11 protein-coding genes are annotated in these 15,611 nt (G+C 72.8%); 7 read left to right on the forward strand and 4 right to left on the reverse strand.

The annotated features are described in order from the left end of the window. Positions 1 to 52 precede the first annotated feature (52 nt). The 3 genes from BG482_RS17680 to glgX form a co-directional block, all read right to left on the reverse strand. Positions 53 to 1,303: a M14 family zinc carboxypeptidase gene (locus BG482_RS17680; RefSeq protein ID WP_069770016.1), complete on the reverse strand. Its 1,251-nt coding sequence runs from the start codon at positions 1,301 to 1,303 to the stop codon at positions 53 to 55. Between the two features lie 239 nt (positions 1,304 to 1,542). Further along, positions 1,543 to 3,906: a malto-oligosyltrehalose synthase gene (gene treY / locus BG482_RS17685; RefSeq protein WP_069770017.1), complete on the reverse strand. Its 2,364-nt coding sequence runs from the start codon at positions 3,904 to 3,906 to the stop codon at positions 1,543 to 1,545. Positions 3,907 to 4,065: 159 nt separating this feature from the next. After that, complete coding sequence (gene glgX, locus BG482_RS17690) at positions 4,066 to 6,183, reverse strand: glycogen debranching protein GlgX (protein WP_069770018.1); 2,118 nt, start codon at positions 6,181 to 6,183, stop codon at positions 4,066 to 4,068. A gap of 188 nt (positions 6,184 to 6,371) precedes the next feature. Between glgX and BG482_RS17695 the strand changes: the two genes are divergently transcribed. From BG482_RS17695 to BG482_RS17710, 4 genes are all read left to right on the forward strand, one after another. Then, positions 6,372 to 7,202, forward strand: coding sequence for a Tat pathway signal sequence domain protein (locus tag BG482_RS17695; RefSeq protein WP_069770019.1), 831 nt, complete (start codon positions 6,372 to 6,374; stop codon positions 7,200 to 7,202). A gap of 77 nt (positions 7,203 to 7,279) precedes the next feature. After that, a complete protein-coding gene (locus BG482_RS17700) occupies positions 7,280 to 8,626 on the forward strand; it encodes a copper amine oxidase (protein ID WP_069770020.1) in 1,347 nt (448 codons plus the stop codon). 102 nt (positions 8,627 to 8,728) lie between these two features. Beyond that, on the forward strand, positions 8,729 to 9,967 hold the full coding sequence (locus BG482_RS17705) for an SAV2148 family HEPN domain-containing protein (protein ID WP_069770021.1): 1,239 nt from the start codon (positions 8,729 to 8,731) through the stop codon (positions 9,965 to 9,967). A gap of 131 nt (positions 9,968 to 10,098) precedes the next feature. Continuing rightward, positions 10,099 to 10,821, forward strand: a complete 723-nt coding sequence (locus BG482_RS17710; protein WP_069770113.1) for a 3'-5' exonuclease — start codon at positions 10,099 to 10,101, stop codon at positions 10,819 to 10,821. A 680-nt stretch (positions 10,822 to 11,501) separates the two neighbouring features. Here the strand turns inward: BG482_RS17710 and BG482_RS17715 are convergent. Then, entirely contained in the window at positions 11,502 to 12,365 is an 864-nt protein-coding gene (locus tag BG482_RS17715; RefSeq protein WP_069770022.1) for a phosphotransferase enzyme family protein, read from the reverse strand. Positions 12,366 to 12,561: 196 nt separating this feature from the next. Between BG482_RS17715 and BG482_RS17720 the strand changes: the two genes are divergently transcribed. Genes BG482_RS17720 through BG482_RS17730 form a run of 3 tightly spaced genes read left to right on the forward strand, consistent with a single transcriptional unit; the run spans position 12,562 to position 15,601 of the window. Beyond that, positions 12,562 to 13,497 (forward strand): carbohydrate ABC transporter permease, encoded by a 936-nt coding sequence (locus tag BG482_RS17720; RefSeq protein ID WP_069770023.1) that lies wholly within the window; start codon positions 12,562 to 12,564, stop codon positions 13,495 to 13,497. Continuing rightward, positions 13,494 to 14,327 carry a carbohydrate ABC transporter permease gene (locus tag BG482_RS17725; RefSeq protein WP_069770024.1) on the forward strand — a complete coding sequence of 278 codons (834 nt, stop codon included), beginning with the start codon at positions 13,494 to 13,496 and terminating at the stop codon, positions 14,325 to 14,327. The genes BG482_RS17720 and BG482_RS17725 overlap by 4 nt, the downstream gene beginning before the upstream one ends. Further along, positions 14,327 to 15,601 carry an ABC transporter substrate-binding protein gene (locus tag BG482_RS17730; RefSeq protein ID WP_069770025.1) on the forward strand — a complete coding sequence of 425 codons (1,275 nt, stop codon included), beginning with the start codon at positions 14,327 to 14,329 and terminating at the stop codon, positions 15,599 to 15,601. The genes BG482_RS17725 and BG482_RS17730 overlap by 1 nt, the downstream gene beginning before the upstream one ends. Positions 15,602 to 15,611: the final 10 nt, after the last annotated feature.

Consider the following 15,611-nt stretch of genomic DNA (forward strand, 5'->3'; position numbering starts at 1 on the left):
CCGGGCCGCGCCGCCGGGGCGCGCCGTCGGGCCACGCCGTCGGGGCGCGCTGTCAGGCCGCGCCGTCGCGTGCGTGCAGGGCCGCCGCGACGACCGTGCGGGACTGGTGCTCGACCTGGTGCTCCAGGGGCACCCAGCGGGCCCGGAAGCGGTCGGCGAAGGCGTCGCTCCAGGTCTCCACGAGCTGCTCGAGGTGCGGGGCCGCGTGGTCGTCGCTCTCCTGCAGCACCCGCCACAGCATCGCCGCCGCCCGCAGCGGCAGCCGACGGGCGAAGGCGTCGACGCTGCCGACGTACGCCATCGTCGTGTCGGCCGGGGGAGTGTGGGTCCAGTCCGCGGCGAGTCCCGGCACCAGCTCCAGCGCCCACTTGGCGGCCCGCAGCAGCGGCCCGTCCACGCCCTCCAGTCGTGGCAGCGCGTCGGCGAGGACGCGCTCCACCTCCGTCGCGTCGCGCAGCAGCCGCCGCGCGAGCCGCCGGATCGCCGCGGCCGGCGCCGGGTGCGGTGCGGGGTCGTCCACCATGTCGCTCGCCCACATCGGCACCTCCACCACGGCCGTCAGGCCGCCGTACCGGTGCGCGTGGTACCAGGTGCTGTGTCGTGCGTCGTCCGGCATGCTCGGGTAGGCCGCCTCCGCCCCCGCGGCCGGCATCACGTGCACGCCGGGCCCGGACGCGGGCCAGCCCGCGGCGTCGGAGGCGCCCGTCTCCACCGGGATGTGCAACTGCGCCGCCGACTTGGCGAACGGCTCGGCCAGACCCGGGATGTCCTTCGTCAGCTGCACCCAGCTGCCGCCCAGGTCGGTGCCGTGCAGGGTGACCTGGAGGTAGGGCCGCAACTCGTCGATGACCCGGGTCAGCGCGCGCGTCTCGGGCGGCAGCCGGTCCGGCGGCAGCACGGCCGGCGACCACTCCGGCTGCTCGGGACCGGCGGGCCGGAAGAAACCGAGGTGGTACTCCAGCAGGCTGCGCGGCGCCGGGGTCACGTGCAGGCTCGCGCCGTCGGGGTCCGCGCAGAGCAGGAAGTGCCAGGATGTGCCGTCCCGCAACTCCCGCTCGTACAGCACCCGTTCGGCGAGCGCGAGCAGCGTGCACCCCCCGGTCGGCTCGTTCGCGTGGGCGCCGGCGACGACCAGCACGGCCCGCCTGGCATGCCCCACGGACAGCAGATGCAGGGGCCGGCCCGCCCGCGAGACCCCCACCTGCCGCAGCCGGCACACACCGCGTTGCTGCATGGCCAACGCCCTTGCAGAAGTGGTCAGTTCGGTCACCGTGGGGTAGCGCAGCTCCGGCAGGAGACTCACCCCCGTATTCGTCCGCCCGGCCTTCGCCCCCGCAGTACCCCACGGCCGCTGGGAACTGTCAAGAACGCCCGTGGGAGGCTCCGGGGGGCGCTCGGACGCGCGCGCCGCCCGCGCCGGAGGGCTCCCGCTCCGTCGTACGGCGTGGCGCGCGGACGCAGGGGTCCCTCGCGCAGCGGGCGCCCGCCCGGTCCCCTCCGGCGCCGAAGCTCACCTCCCTCTTCTCGCACGCCGACGCGGGCTCACTCCACCCGTTCCAGCAGCGCCACAGGCAGTCGGCCGAACAGTTCCGCCACGCGCGCGTGCCCGGTGAACTCCCGCGCGGCGCCGTCCTGCTCGGCCAACGCGTCGACCCACCGGCCCGGGGGCAGCGCCAACCGCTCCTCGCGCCAGCCGCCCGCCTGCGCCAGCCGCAGCGACAGCCGCGTCACGGCCGTGACGACCCGGCCGGAGCGCGCGAACGCCAGACAGTGGTCCGCGGCCGGCCCTTCGGCGGTCAGCGGCTCGTACGAGGCCGACTCCCCGAAGACCTCCGGCCGCCGCCGGCGCAACCGCAGCGCGGCCGCGGTCACCGCGCCCTTGACGCCCGGATCCTCGGGCGGGAACGTCACCGGACGGCGGTTGTCCGGGTCCACCAGCGCCCAGTACTCGCTCTCCGTGCCCTGGTAGACGTCCGGCACGCCCGGCATCGTCAGCTGCACCAGGGCCGTGCCCAGCACGTTCGCCCGGATGTGCGGCTCCAGCGCGTCGCGCAGCGCGGCCACCCGCTCGCCCGGAGCCCCGCACGGCCCCGCGGCCACGAACGCCGCCAGCGCCTCCTCGTACGACGGCTCCTGCTCCGTCCAGGTCGTGTGGAGCCCCGCCTCGCGCGCGTGCTTGAGCAGCGCCTCCTGGACGCGCTCCGGGGCCGCCGGCCCGAGCCCGAAGACCGTCTGCCAGGCCGCCCACGCCACCTGACGGTCGGGAACGTCCTCCGGTGCGCCCGCGACCTGCTCCAGGAGGTCCGCCCAGCGCTGCGGGCACTCGGTGAGCACGGCGAGCGCGGCCCGCACGTCGGCGCTGCGCTTGGTGTCGTGCGTCGACACGACCGTCCCCGTGGCCGGCCAGTCGCGCTGCACGCGCGCGCAGTACCCGTGGAAGCCGGTCGGCGACACCCCCGGGTCGCCCGGGTCGCCGCCCACCTCGTTGGCCGCCAGCAGCGGCACATAGCGGTAGAACGCCGTGTCCTCCACCGACTTGGCGCGCAGCGCGGACGACGTCTGGGCGAACCGGGCCCGCAGCTCCGCCCCCTTCGGCCCCTCCCCGCCCAGCACCAGAGCACGCACCGCGTCGACCGCGTCCGCCTCCTGCGGCACGGCGAACGCGCGGCGGGCCTGCGCCGCCGCCTCCTCGGTCACGACCGCCGCCGGGTCGCCCGAGGTGTAGGGCCGGTAGACCTCCATCCGCACCAGCAGCTCCGTCAGCGCCGTGCGCAGCGCCCAGGGCACCCGGTCGCGCAGCGCCGGATCGTCCGGGTCGGCGCACGCCCGGGACGCCGTGCGGGTCAGCCGGTCCGTCTCGGCCGCCAGCTCGTGGCCGATCACCGAGTACGCCGCGCGCCGCACGGTGGCCGCCCAGTCGCCCCCGCCGTCCGCCTGCGGGGCGGCGAAGCGCCGGTAGTGCTCCAGGAGCTCCCGGGCCCCCTCGGGGTCCGTGAAGAGGCCGTCGACGCGGCGCAGGGCGTCGTAGCCGGTGGTGCCGGCCACGGGCCAGGAGTCGGGCAGCCGCTCCCCGTCGGCCAGGATCTTCTCGACGACCGTCCAACGGCCGCCGGCGGCCGTGTGCAGCCGCTCCAGATAGGCGTCGGGGTCGGCGAGGCCGTCGGGGTGGTCGACGCGCAGCCCGTCGATCACCCCCTCGTGCACCAGACGCAGAATCGTGCCGTGGGTGGCCTCGAACACCTCGGGGTCCTCCACCCGCACGCCGATGAGCTCCGAGACGCTGAAGAAGCGCCGGTAGTTCAGCTCGGTGCGGGCCAGCCGCCACCACGCCGGGCGGTACCACTGCGCGTCCAGCAGTTGCGGCAACGGCAGCTTCTCGGTGCCCTCGCGGAGCGGGAACACATGGTCGTGGTAGCGCAGGACGTCGCCGTCGACGCGCAGGTGCTCCAGCTCCGCGCCGACCGGCCCGCCGAGCACCGGGACCAGCATGCGGCCGCCCTGCGCCTCCCAGTCGACGTCGAACCAGCGCGCGTACGGCGACTCCGGGCCCTCGCGCAGCACCTCCCACAGGGCGCGGTTGTGACGCGGAGCCATCGCCATGTGGTTCGGGACGATGTCCACGACCAGTCCGAGGCCGTGCTCGCGTGCGGTGCGCGCCAGCGCCCGCAGGCCGTCCTCCCCGCCCAGCTCCTCGCGCACGCGCGTGGGGTCCACGACGTCGTAGCCGTGCAGGGAGCCGGGCACCGCCTCCAGGACCGGGGACAGGTGCAGGTGCGAGACCCCCAGCGAGGCCAGGTACGGCACGGCCGCCGCCGCGGCCCCGAACGGGAACGCGGGCTGCAGCTGCAGCCGGTAGGTGGCCGTGGGCGTCACGGGAGGGAGGGCGTCATGTGGCTCAGGGGTCATGACCACCTACGTACCCGCCTTGTCGCGTTTCGTGTCACACCCCCGCCGTGCGGGTCGGCCCCGTCGCCCGCCCGCGCGCGGTGCTGTCCGCGCCGGAGGGGAGGCCCCGGCCCCCGTGACGGGCCGGGACCTCCCCCCTGAGGACGAGGCCGGCGATGCCTAGGTCGGCCGCTGCAGCACCGTCATGCTGCGGTCCACCAGCGTCAGCCGGGCGCCGGCCTGCAGCTTCGGGCCCGCGTCCGGCGCGAGGGCCTGCGGGTTCGCCGTGTCGACGACCACCTGCCACTGCCGTCCCAGGTCGAGCGGGACCACGAACTCCAGAGGGCGGGCGGAGGCGTTGAACATCAGCAGGAAGGAGTCGTCGGTGATCCGTTCGCCGCGCGCGCCCGGTTCGGAGATCGCGTTGCCGTTGAGGAACACCGACAGCGCGGACGCCTGCGCCCGGTCCCAGTCCCGGGACGCCATCTCCTTGCCCTCGGGCGTGAACCAGGCGATGTCCGACAGCTCGCCGTGGGCTCCCTCCACCGGACGGCCGTGGAAGAAGCGGCGCCGCCGGAAGACGGGATGCTCCTTGCGCAGCCCCACCAGCGCGCGGGTGAAGTCCAGCAGCTCGGCGCCCGGCCCCTCCGCGTCGGGCCACTCGACCCAGGCGAGCTCGCTGTCCTGGCAGTAGGCGTTGTTGTTGCCCTGCTGGGTGCGTCCGAACTCGTCCCCGTGGCTGATCATGGGCACGCCCTGGGACAGCATCAGCGTGGCGATGAAGTTGCGCATCTGCCGGGCCCGCAGCCCCAGCACCTCGGGGTCGTCGGTCTCGCCCTCGACGCCGCAGTTCCAGGACCGGTTGTGGCTCTCGCCGTCCCGGTTGTCCTCCCCGTTGGCCTCGTTGTGCTTGTCGTCGTAGGAGACCAGGTCGCGCAGGGTGAAGCCGTCGTGGCAGGTGACGAAGTTGATGGAGGCCAGCGGCCGCCGCCCGTCGTCCTGGTAGAGGTCGGAGGAACCGGTCAGCCGGGAGGCGAACTCGCCGACCGCGCGCGCCTCCCCCCGCCACACGTCCCGCACCGTGTCGCGGTACTTGCCGTTCCACTCGGTCCACAGGGGAGGGAAGTTCCCCACCTGGTAGCCGCCCTCGCCCACGTCCCAGGGCTCCGCGATCAGCTTCACCTGGGACACCACCGGATCCTGCTGGACCAGGTCGAAGAACGACGACAGCCGGTCCACCTCGTGGAACTGGCGGGCCAGGGTCGCCGCGAGATCGAAGCGGAACCCGTCGACATGCATCTCCAGGACCCAGTACCGCAGCGAGTCCATGATCATCTGCAGTACGTGCGGGGACCGCATGAGCAGCGAGTTCCCGGTCCCCGTGGTGTCCATGTAGTAGCGCGGGTCGTCCGTCAGCCGGTAGTACGACGGGTTGTCGATCCCCTTGAAGGACAGCGTGGGGCCCAGGTGGTTGCCCTCGGCGGTGTGGTTGTAGACCACGTCGAGGATCACCTCGATGCCCGCCTCGTGCAGCGCCCGCACCGCCGACTTGAACTCCAGGACCTGCTGGCCCCGGTCGCCCCAGGAGGCGTACGCGTTGTGCGGGGCGAAGAAGCCGATCGTGTTGTAGCCCCAGTAGTTGTTCAGGCCCATGTCGACCAGCCGGTGGTCGTTGACGAACTGGTGGACCGGCATCATCTCCAGGGCCGTCACCCCCAGCTCCGTCAGGTGTTCGATGACCGCCGGGTGGGCGAGGGCCGCATAGGTTCCCCGCAGCTCCTCGGGGAGCCCCGGATGGCGCATCGTCAGGCCCTTGACGTGCGCCTCGTAGATCACCGTGTGGTGGTACTCCGTGCGCGGCCTGCGGTCGTCGCCCCAGTCGAAGTAGGGGTTGACCACGACCGACGTCATCGTGTGGGGCGCGGAGTCGAGATCGTTGCGCCGTTCGGGGTCGTCGAAGTGGTAGCCGTACACCTCCTCGCCCCAGCGGATCGACCCGCTGATCGCCTTCGCGTACGGGTCGAGCAGCAGCTTCGCCGAGTTGCAGCGCAGCCCGCGACCGGGGTCGTACGGGCCGTGCACACGAAAGCCGTAGCGCTGCCCCGGCATGATGCCGGGCACGTACGCGTGCCGGACGAACGCGTCGCTCTCGCGCAGTTCCACCGCCGTCTCCGAGCCGTCGTCGTGCAACAGACACAGCTCTACTCGGTCCGCCGCCTCCGTGAAGACCGCGAAGTTCGTGCCGGCGCCGTCGTACGTGGCACCGAGTGGATACGCCTCTCCAGGCCAGACCTGCATGGACACGACTCTTTCAGGTGTCGAGCCCCGGTGGGGGCGCCTCGGCTTCGAGTCTCCAGGAAAGTGATGGAACCACCTGTGACTTACGCCCCTCTTACCAAATGACCGGTGCATACGCCGACATATGGCGTGTGCCGAGCCAGTGGGGCAGACGTACTCCCGCGCATCAGGGGGAGTAGGGGGAGATTGTGCGCACTACGGTGCGCCGCCACCTGGGCAAGGTGGTGGCGGGGACGGCCATTGCGGTGGCCGCGACAGCCGTGATGGTGGGGATCACCCTGCCGGGCACGGCGGGGGCGGACGACACGGGAGGCGGCAGGGGAGGGCCGGGCGCCGGACGGAGCGTCGGGCAGGCGGCCGGACAGCGGGCCGACGCGGCGGGGGCCGTGGCGCCCGGCGTCGTCGAAGGGGCGCCCGCCGAGGGCGACAGGGGTCACGGCCGCGACCCGCTGACGGACGACGAGACCGCGCGCGTGGAGCGGATCGCGCTCAGCCGGCAGCAGTTCAACGCCGCCCAGGACGTGGACGGCGACCGCGGCCCCCAGCGTCTCGGCGTGGACCTCGCCGAGCCCCGGGCCGACGAGGTGGACGAACCGGACGCCCCGCGGCGTGCGGAGGTGTCGTTCTACGACTACCGCAACGACACCCTGCTCACCAGGACCGTCAACCTCGACACCGGCAAGGTCGAGGCCACCGGCGTCCAGCACGGCGTCCAGCCGCCGCTCGGCCCCGCCGAGCAGACCGAGGCCGCCGAGCTGCTCATCGCCGACCCGCTCGGCGCGGGCCTCAAGGCGGACTACAAGGACGCCACCGGCAAGGAGCTCACCTCCCCGGACCAGCTGCAGCTCGCCAGCATGGTCTACCGGGCGGTGCCGGGCGCCGAACCCGCCGTCCTCGACACGTGCGGGGTGCACCGCTGCGCGCGCCTGCTGACGAAGGTCAAGAACGGTCCATGGATCGACACCCGGTCCCTGGTCGTCGACCTCAGCACCCGCAAGGTGGCCCGGCTCGCCGGCTGAACCGACCCGCAGTCCCACCTCCCAGATCCGTTTTCCGACGTGTCTCCCGCGCGGGGAGGCAAAGGAGTCGTGTCCTCATGCGCGTTCCCGATCCGATCGGCGGCCTCCGGCCGCGGGGCGTCAGCCGTGTCCGCAAGGGAGCCGTCGTCGGCCTCTCGGTGGCCGCCCTCGCCGCCGGCGCGGCAGCCGGCGCCGGTCCGGCCGCCGCCCGGCCGAAGGCGGCCCCCGCGGCGGCAGCCGACTGCAGCGCCGCCTACCGCATCGAGCAGAAGCTCTCCACCGGCACCACCTGGCGCATGTGCTGGCGCTTCGAGGCCAAGTCCGGCCTGGTCCTGGAGAAGATCTCCTACCAGCCGCCCGGCGAGACCAAGCCGATCAGAGTCCTCAACAGCGCCAAGGTCGCCCAGATCCACGTGCCGTACGACGACGGCAAGAACGAGTACAACGACATCACCGACTACAACTTCGGCTCCGGCCTGGTGAACATGACCCCCGCCGAGTGTCCCGGCGGCACCATCAAGACGGTCAAGGTTCCCGAGTCGTTCTCCGACAACCCCAACGTCAAGGGCCTGTGCACCACCACGCGCGCGCGGGGCCACGCCTACCGCATGGAGGCCGACACGGGCAACAAGGTCTTCCAGGCCCAGGGCAAGGACCTGCTCGTGTACACCGTCAACAAGGTCGGCTGGTACGAGTACATCACCGAGTGGCGCTTCTCCGACGACGGCGCGATCAACATGAACGTCGGCGCCACCGGCAGCCTCTCGCCCGTCGACTACGACGCCGGCGACGGCCGCGGCTGGCCCCTGGGGAAGGGCGCCAAGGCCTACGCCACCAGCCACAGCCACAACGTCTTCTGGCGGCTCGACTTCGGCCTGGACGGCAACTCGGCCGCCAAGGTGGAGCAGTACGACTCGGTGGTCAGCCCGCCCGCCGGCGGACAGCAGGGCCCGACCGCCAGGACCACGCGCACCGTCGTCGCCAAGGAACTCGCGGGCGACGCCAAGAACATGCGCTGGTGGCGCGTGGTCAGCGCCACCGGCAAGAACAAGGACGGCCACGCCCGCTCCTACGAGTTCGTCCCCGGCGCCACCACCAAGTACTCCGGACGCGCCTTCACCCGGCACGACGTCTACTTCACCCAGTACAACCAGTGCGAGCAGTACGCCAGCAACAACGTGCGCAACTGCGGCTCCCCGCTGCACGGTTACTCCGTCGACAAGTGGGTGGACGGACAGACCCTCACCCATCCCGTGGCCTGGGTGAACGTCGGCTTCCACCACATCGCCCGCGACGAGGACCAGCAGCCCATGCCGGTCCACTGGCAGGGCTTCTCCCTGGTCCCCAGGGACGTCACCGCCATGAACCCGCTCACACCGGCCGCACTCGCCGGGCAGAACGGTGAGCCCGACAACGGTAGTTGAGAAACGACCTGTCCATCCGGCTGCACCGCCCGCCGCTCCCGGAGTACCCTTCCTTGATCGTTGGCACGGGGAGAGCTCGGGGGAGCGGAAGGCGGTGCGCGGGTGGGCTCGGGAGGGCTGGAGCTGCCCCCTGGTGACGAGGGTCACGAGGGGAGCTCCGCAGAGGTCCCGACCGGGACGGTGTCCCTGGCCCGGCCGATGGAGACGAACGCCATCGGACCGGAGCTGGACTGGGACACCGACGCCTGGCGCGAGGTCCGCACCCGCGCCCAGCGGGCCGGCCGGGCCTACATCTGGCTGAACCTCGTCGAACAGCGCCTGCGCGCCGTGGTGGCCGCCGTGCTGCGGCCCATCTACGAACCCGTCCACGGCGACGAGTGGGTGGTCGCCGCCGCCGGCCCCGCCGGACAGGAATGGGTCCAGCGCGCGGTCGCCGTGCGCGAGGTCAGCCGCCGCAAGGGCTACCTGCTCGACCCGGCCGACGACAACGTCATCTCCTTCCTCACCCTGCCCCAGCTGCGCGAGCTGATGGTGCAGCACTGGCCCTGCTTCGAGCCGTACTTCGACGACCGCCGGGACGTCGAACTCGCCCTGGACGAGCTGGAAGTGACCCGCAACGTCGTCTCCCGTAACCGGGCCCTGTCCGAGGCGGTGCTGAGCCAGGCCGAACGGGCCTCCGCACGGCTGCTGGAGATGCTCGGCACCAGCGGTGACGTGCCCTCCGCGCGCAGACTGCCCGTGGACGCCGTGGAGGACCTGGTCGGCGACCGGTACGCGGACGTGGTCGCCGTCCACACCGACCGGGTGCGGCTGCTGCGCCAGTTCCCCGCCGAGGACATCTTCGACGGCTCCCGCCGCATCGACGCCATCGGCATCGGCCTCAACCTGCTCGTGCAGAACTTCTCCGGCCGCAGGCTGGTCCGCCTCGCCGAGGGCGGCGCCCGCGTCCGGCTGCTCTTCCTCAACCCCGCCTCCAGCGCCGTCAAACGCCGCGAGCGCGAACTCGGCATGAAGCGGGGCGAGCTGAGCCGGGCCGTGGAGATGAACATCCTGCACATGCGCCGGGTCCGCGCCCGGCTGCGCGACCCGGGGGCCTTCCAGATCCAGGTGTACGACGAGACGCCCCGCTTCACCGCCTACCTCGTCGACGGCGACGGCACCGACGGCATCGCCGTGATCCAGTCCTATCTGCGGCGGATGCGCGGCATGGAGGCGCCGGTGCTGGTGCTGCGGGGCGGCAACCGGGTGGTCAAGTCGGGCGAGGTGGGTGAAGGCGGACTTTTCGCCGCCTATCGCGAGGAGTTCGAACTCGCCTGGGCGGATTCGCGGCCGGTGTCCTGAATCGACCCGGCCCGTCCCCGGGGCCGGACGCGGGCCGTGACCGCACCAGCGGAGCGCGATCCTCGGATTGTCAGTGGCGCATGCGAGGGTGGAGACCACTGGGGGAAGCACCACCGAGAAGGGGGGCCATGATGGCCTGGTACCAGGAGCTGCTGATCGGCTTCGACCTGGAGACGACCGGGACGGACCCGCGCGAGGCGCGCATCGTCACGGGAGCCGTGATCGAGGTCAGGGACGGGCAGGTCCTGGGCCACCGTGAGTGGCTCGCGGATCCGGGCGTCGAGATCCCGGCCGACGCGGTCGCGGTGCACGGCATCAGCAACGAGCGCGCCGCCGCCGAGGGCGCCCCCGCCGACCGGGTGGCGGACGCGATCGCGAACGTCCTCACCGCCTACTGGCGCACCGGCGTCCCGGTCGTGGCCTACAACGCCGCCTTCGACCTCACGCTTCTCTCCGCCGAGCTGCGCCGCCACGGCCTGCCCTCCCTGAGCGACCGCCTGGGCGGAATCGACCCGGCCCCGGTCGTCGACCCGTACACGATCGACCGCTCGGTCGACCGCTACCGGCGCGGCAAGCGCAACCTCGAAGCGGTCTGCGCCGAGTACGGCGTCCCCCTGGAGTCGGCCCACGACGCCTCCGCCGACGCCCTGGCCGCGGCCCGCCTGGCCTGCGCCATAGCCGTCCGCCACCCCAAGGTCGCCTCCCTCGGCCCGGCGGAGCTGCACCGCCGCCAGATCGAGTGGTACGCGGAATGGGCGGCGGACTTCCAGAGTTTCCTGCGCCGCAAGGGCGACGCGGACGCGGTGGTGGACAGCGCCTGGCCGATGCGCGAGCCGGCCGCGAAGCCCGCCTGAGGCCGACCTCCGCCCACGCGCCGGGATCGCGAACAGCGCCCGGCGGACGGAGGACTCTCCCCTGGTACGGCTTCGACGCCGGTGCGCCGGGCTGCCGCTCGGAACGCCGGGAACGACCCACCAACGACCCACAAGACCCACAACGACCCACCAACGGCCGCGTACGGCCCGCGAACGGCTCGGCGCCGAACCGCCGACGAACGGCGAACGGCTCCGGCTCAGGTCCCGCGGCGGTTCACCGGCCGCAAGCCTCGCCGCATCGCGCCGGTCCACGAGCAGCTGACGGGTGCTGCCGCCCGGCCCACGAGCCGCTGACCGTCTTCACGGTCGTCAGCCCGCGCGTCGCGAGCTGCCATGCCCCTGGGCGAGCGGCGAAGGGCGAAGGGTGAGGCGTGAAGGGCGTCGGGGCATGGGCCGCCCTGGGCCCCGCTGCCGCCTGCGGCGGGTCGAGTGCGGGTCGAGTGCGCGGCGCGGGTCGCCCGGCGGGTGACGAGCGGCGAGGCCGGCCGTCGGCCGCAGGTTCCGCCGTCATCACCTTCCGGCGGATGCGCGGGGGCTGTCATGCCCGGGACGAGTGGCCGCCGTGGGAGCCGGCTCGTTCTGCCAGGGCCGGGCGGCGGATGCGCCGGAGGCGCTTCGCCCGGGCCGAGCGGTGGTGCGCCACTCCCGCAGTACGCGGATCAGAACGGATACCACCGCACCCCCTCGTCGCCGTCCCGCAGCGACGCCACCCGGCGTCGGAACTCCGCGAGCGCCTTGGGGTTCGTGGGCGCGTGCTGGGCCACCCAGGCGCAGCTCGCGGTCTCGCGGGCGCCCCGCAGGACGTTGCAGCCCGCCCACTCCCGCACGTCCCAGCCGTACGCCTCGGTGAAGGAGTCGTATTCCGGGGCGGGCAGGCCGTACCGGTCGCGGGAGAGCGCCATCACCACCAGGTCGTGCTCGCGCAGATCGGCGGAGACGGTCTCCAGGTCGACCAGGACGGGGCCGTCGGGCCCGATGTGCACATTGCGGGGCAGCGCGTCGCCGTGGATCGGACCCGGCGGCAGCCGCGGGGTGAGCGCGGCTGAGGCCGACGCGAACCCGTCACGACGCTCCCGCAGGTACGCCGCGTCCGCCGGATCGACGGCGTCACCCGCGAGCCGCAGCCAGCGCTCGACCCCGGACAGCAGGTCGCGCGGCGGCAGGCCGAAGGACGGGACGGGCAACGAGTGCACCAGGCGCAGCAGTTCGGCCAGATCCCGCGGCTCGGCCGGCCGGACCGGGTCGGGCAGCCGGTGCCACACGGTCACCGGGAGCCCCTCGGCCATCAGCGGCTCCGGCGCGGCCGCCCGCACCGCCGGGACACCCGCGGCGGCGAGCCAGGCCGCGATGTCCAGCTCGCGCCGCGCTCGGCCGAGGAGTTCGGCGTCGCGCCCCACCTTCACCACCAGATCACCGGCGGCGAACACCGCGTTCTCCCCCAGGGCGAGCAGCCGCGCGTCGGCCGCCGGTCCGGGCAGCACTCCCGCCGCGGCCAGTACGGCGCGCGCCCGTGCCTCGTCCATCGTCCGCCTCCCTCTCGTCTCCGCCCGGCCGCATCCCCTGCCGCGCCCGGCCCACCGGACGGCAGCGGGATCCGGCCATCCGACGGCCAGTGTCGCATTCGCACAGACGGAGCCGCGCGCATGGTGTCTTGACGGCGTACAGCACCTTCACGACCATGGCGGAGCCCGTCGCAGCCGCGGGAAGGGGGACGTTTTCGTGACGTTGGCGACCGAGAAGAGACGGCCGGTGCGCCCGGCGTCCGGCGGCGGAGCGCCGCACGGCGTCGCCGACCACGGCGCATGGTTCCTCGTCCTGCCCGCCCTCGTCCCCATCCTGGTGCTGAGCGTCGGCCCGCTGCTGTACGGCATCCTGCTCGCGTTCACCGACGCGCAGTCGGGCCGCACCGAGCCCACCCGATGGATCGGGGCCCTCAACTTCTCGGACCTGCTGCGGGACACGCTGTTCTGGGAGTCGTTCCGGATCGGACTGCTCTGGGCGGTCGCCGTGACGGCCCTGCAGTTCCTCCTGGCGCTCGGCCTCGCCCTGCTGCTCGACCAGGACCTGCGGCTGCGCTGGGCGGCCCGCGCCCTGGCCATCGTCCCCTGGGCGATGCCCGAGGTGGTCGTCGGCGTCATGTGGCGGCTCGTCTACAACCCGGACGCCGGCATCCTCAACGAGACGCTGCACGACCTGGGCCTGGGCGACGGACGGGACTGGCTCAGCGGTCTCACGACCGCGTTGCCGGCGGTGGTCGTCGTGGGCGTGTGGGCCGGTATGCCGCAGACGACGGTCACCCTGCTCGCCGGCCTGCAGAACACCCCGCCGGAACTGCACGAGGCGGCCGCCGTGGACGGAGCGGGCGCCTGGCGCCGCTTCCGGGCCGTCACCTGGCCCGCGCTCAGACCGGTCGCGCTCGCCATCACGGCGCTCGACTTCATCTGGAACTTCAACAGCTTCGCCCTGGTATACGTGCTGACCAACGGCGGGCCCGGCGGACGCACCCGGCTGCCCATGCTCTTCGCCTACGAAGAGGCCTTCCGCTACGGCCAGTTCGGTTACGCGGCGGCGATGGGCTGCGTGATGGTCGCGGTGGTCTCGGTGTTCCTGGCCCTCTTCCTGGTGGGCCGGATCAGGGGAGGCGACGGAGGATGAGGACCCGCCCCGCGGCCCGCGCCGGCCAGTACACGGCGCTGCTCGCCTACCTCGCCTTTCTCGTCTTCCCGTTCCTGTGGCTGCTCTCCGTCGCGTTCAAGCCGCCGCGCGAACTGGGCAGCCTGCACCCCACCTGGATCCCGAAGGACCCCACCCTCGCCAACTTCCGCCAGGCCTTCGACGAACAGCCGCTGCTGCACGCCGCGTTCAACTCGCTGGCCGCCGCCCTGAGCGCCGCCGCGATCGCCGTCGCGATCGCCACGCCGACGGCGTACGTCATGGCCCGCCGGCGCACCCGGCTCGCGCGGGCCGCGTCCGGGTGGGTGGTGGTCAGCCAGGCGTTCCCGTTCGTGCTGGTGATCATCCCGCTGTTCCTCGTGCTGAAGGAACTGCGGCTGATCGATTCCGTACCGGGACTGGTGATGGTGTACGTGGTGTGGTCCCTGCCGTTCGCGCTGTGGATGCTCGTCGGATACGTCCGGGCCGTCCCCGCCGAACTGGAGGAGGCGGCCGCGATCGACGGCGCGGGCAGGCTGCGGACGCTCGTCTCGGTGACCGCGCCGCTGCTCGCACCCGGCATCGTGGCGACGGCGCTGTTCGCGTTCATCACGGCCTGGAACGAGTTCTTCTTCGCGCTGGTGTTGCTGAAAACGCCTGAGAAACAGACGCTGCCGGTCGTGCTGACCCACTTCATCGGCGCCGAGGGGGCGGCCGACCTCGGACCGCTGGCCGCCGCCGCGTTCCTCGCCACGCTGCCCTCGCTGGTCGTCTTCGCGCTCATCCAGCGGCGGATCACGGGCGGCATGCTCACCGGGGCGGTGAAGAGCTGATGCGCACCAGAGTGCTCACCCTCGTGGTGCTGCTGCTCCTCGCGGGCTGTTCCACCGGCGGCGGGCGCGACGACGGTCCCGTTACTCTGCGTTTCCAGTCCCTGGCCTGGCAGGCGGAGTCCGTCACGGCCAACGAGGAACTGGTGAAACAGTGGAACGCCACCCACGACGACGTCAAGGTCGAATATGTCCAGGGCAGTTGGGACAGTGTGCACGACCAGCTCCTGACCGCCTTCGAGGGCGGTGAGGCGCCCGACGTCATCCACGACGCGTCCGACGACCTCGCGGACTTCGCCTACGGCGGCCGTCTCGCCGACCTCACGAGCTTGCTGCCGGCCCGCCTCAAGTCGGACATCCCCGAACGCAGTTGGGAGACGACGACGTTCGGTGACGGTGTCTACGGCGTGCCCTTCCTGCAGGAACCACGCATCCTCGTCGCCAACGCGACCTGGCTGAAGCGGTCCCGCGTGCGGATCCCGACCCCGGAACACCCCTGGAGCTGGCCCGAGTTCCGTCAGATCACCCGTCGCCTCAGCGGCCACGGGAAGTACGGTGTGGCCTGGCCCCTGAAGGAGCCCGTCTCCGCCACCCTCAACCTGTCCCTGTCGGCCGGCGGACAGCTCTTCCACCGGGACGCGGACGGCGACGTCACCGTCCGCTTCGAAGCCGGCGACGCGGTCGTCCCGCGCACCGTCCACGACCAGATCGGCGCCGATCGCAGCGCGTCGCCCACCACGCTGGGCAGCGGCGGCTCGGACACACTGCCGGGATTCTTCGGTGGCCGCTACGCGATGGTCCCGCTCGGCTTCTCCTACCGCCAGCAGATCGCGCAGCAGGCGCCGAAGGGCTTCCGCTGGCAGGTGCTGCCCGCCCCGGCGGGCGCCGACGGACCGACCCAGGGCGTCAGCCCGCAGACGCTGTCGGTCGCCGAGGACAGCCGTCACAAGAAGGAGGCCGTGGAGTTCATCGACTTCCTGCTCCGGCCGAAGAACACGGTGCGCCTCGCGCTGGGCGACTGGATGCTGCCGACCGGCACGCAGGCGCTCTCCGACCCCGCCCTGCACGGCGCGAAGGACGGCTGGGCGACCGGCACGGCCCTCGCCGCGCACCTGCGTCCGGCGCCCGCCCAGTCGGTGCGGGGCTATCCCGAGTGGAAGGACAAGGTGGCCACCCCCGCCTTCCAGGAGTACTACAGCGGCGCGATCGGCCTCGACGCACTGCGCGAGCGCCTGGAGAAGGACGGCAACCTGGTACTGGCCCGTTACCAGCGCTGAGCGGCACGGC

Origin of the sequence: Streptomyces sp. LUP30 (genome assembly GCF_001746365.1) — a bacterium.
Classification (GTDB): domain Bacteria; phylum Actinomycetota; class Actinomycetes; order Streptomycetales; family Streptomycetaceae; genus Streptomyces.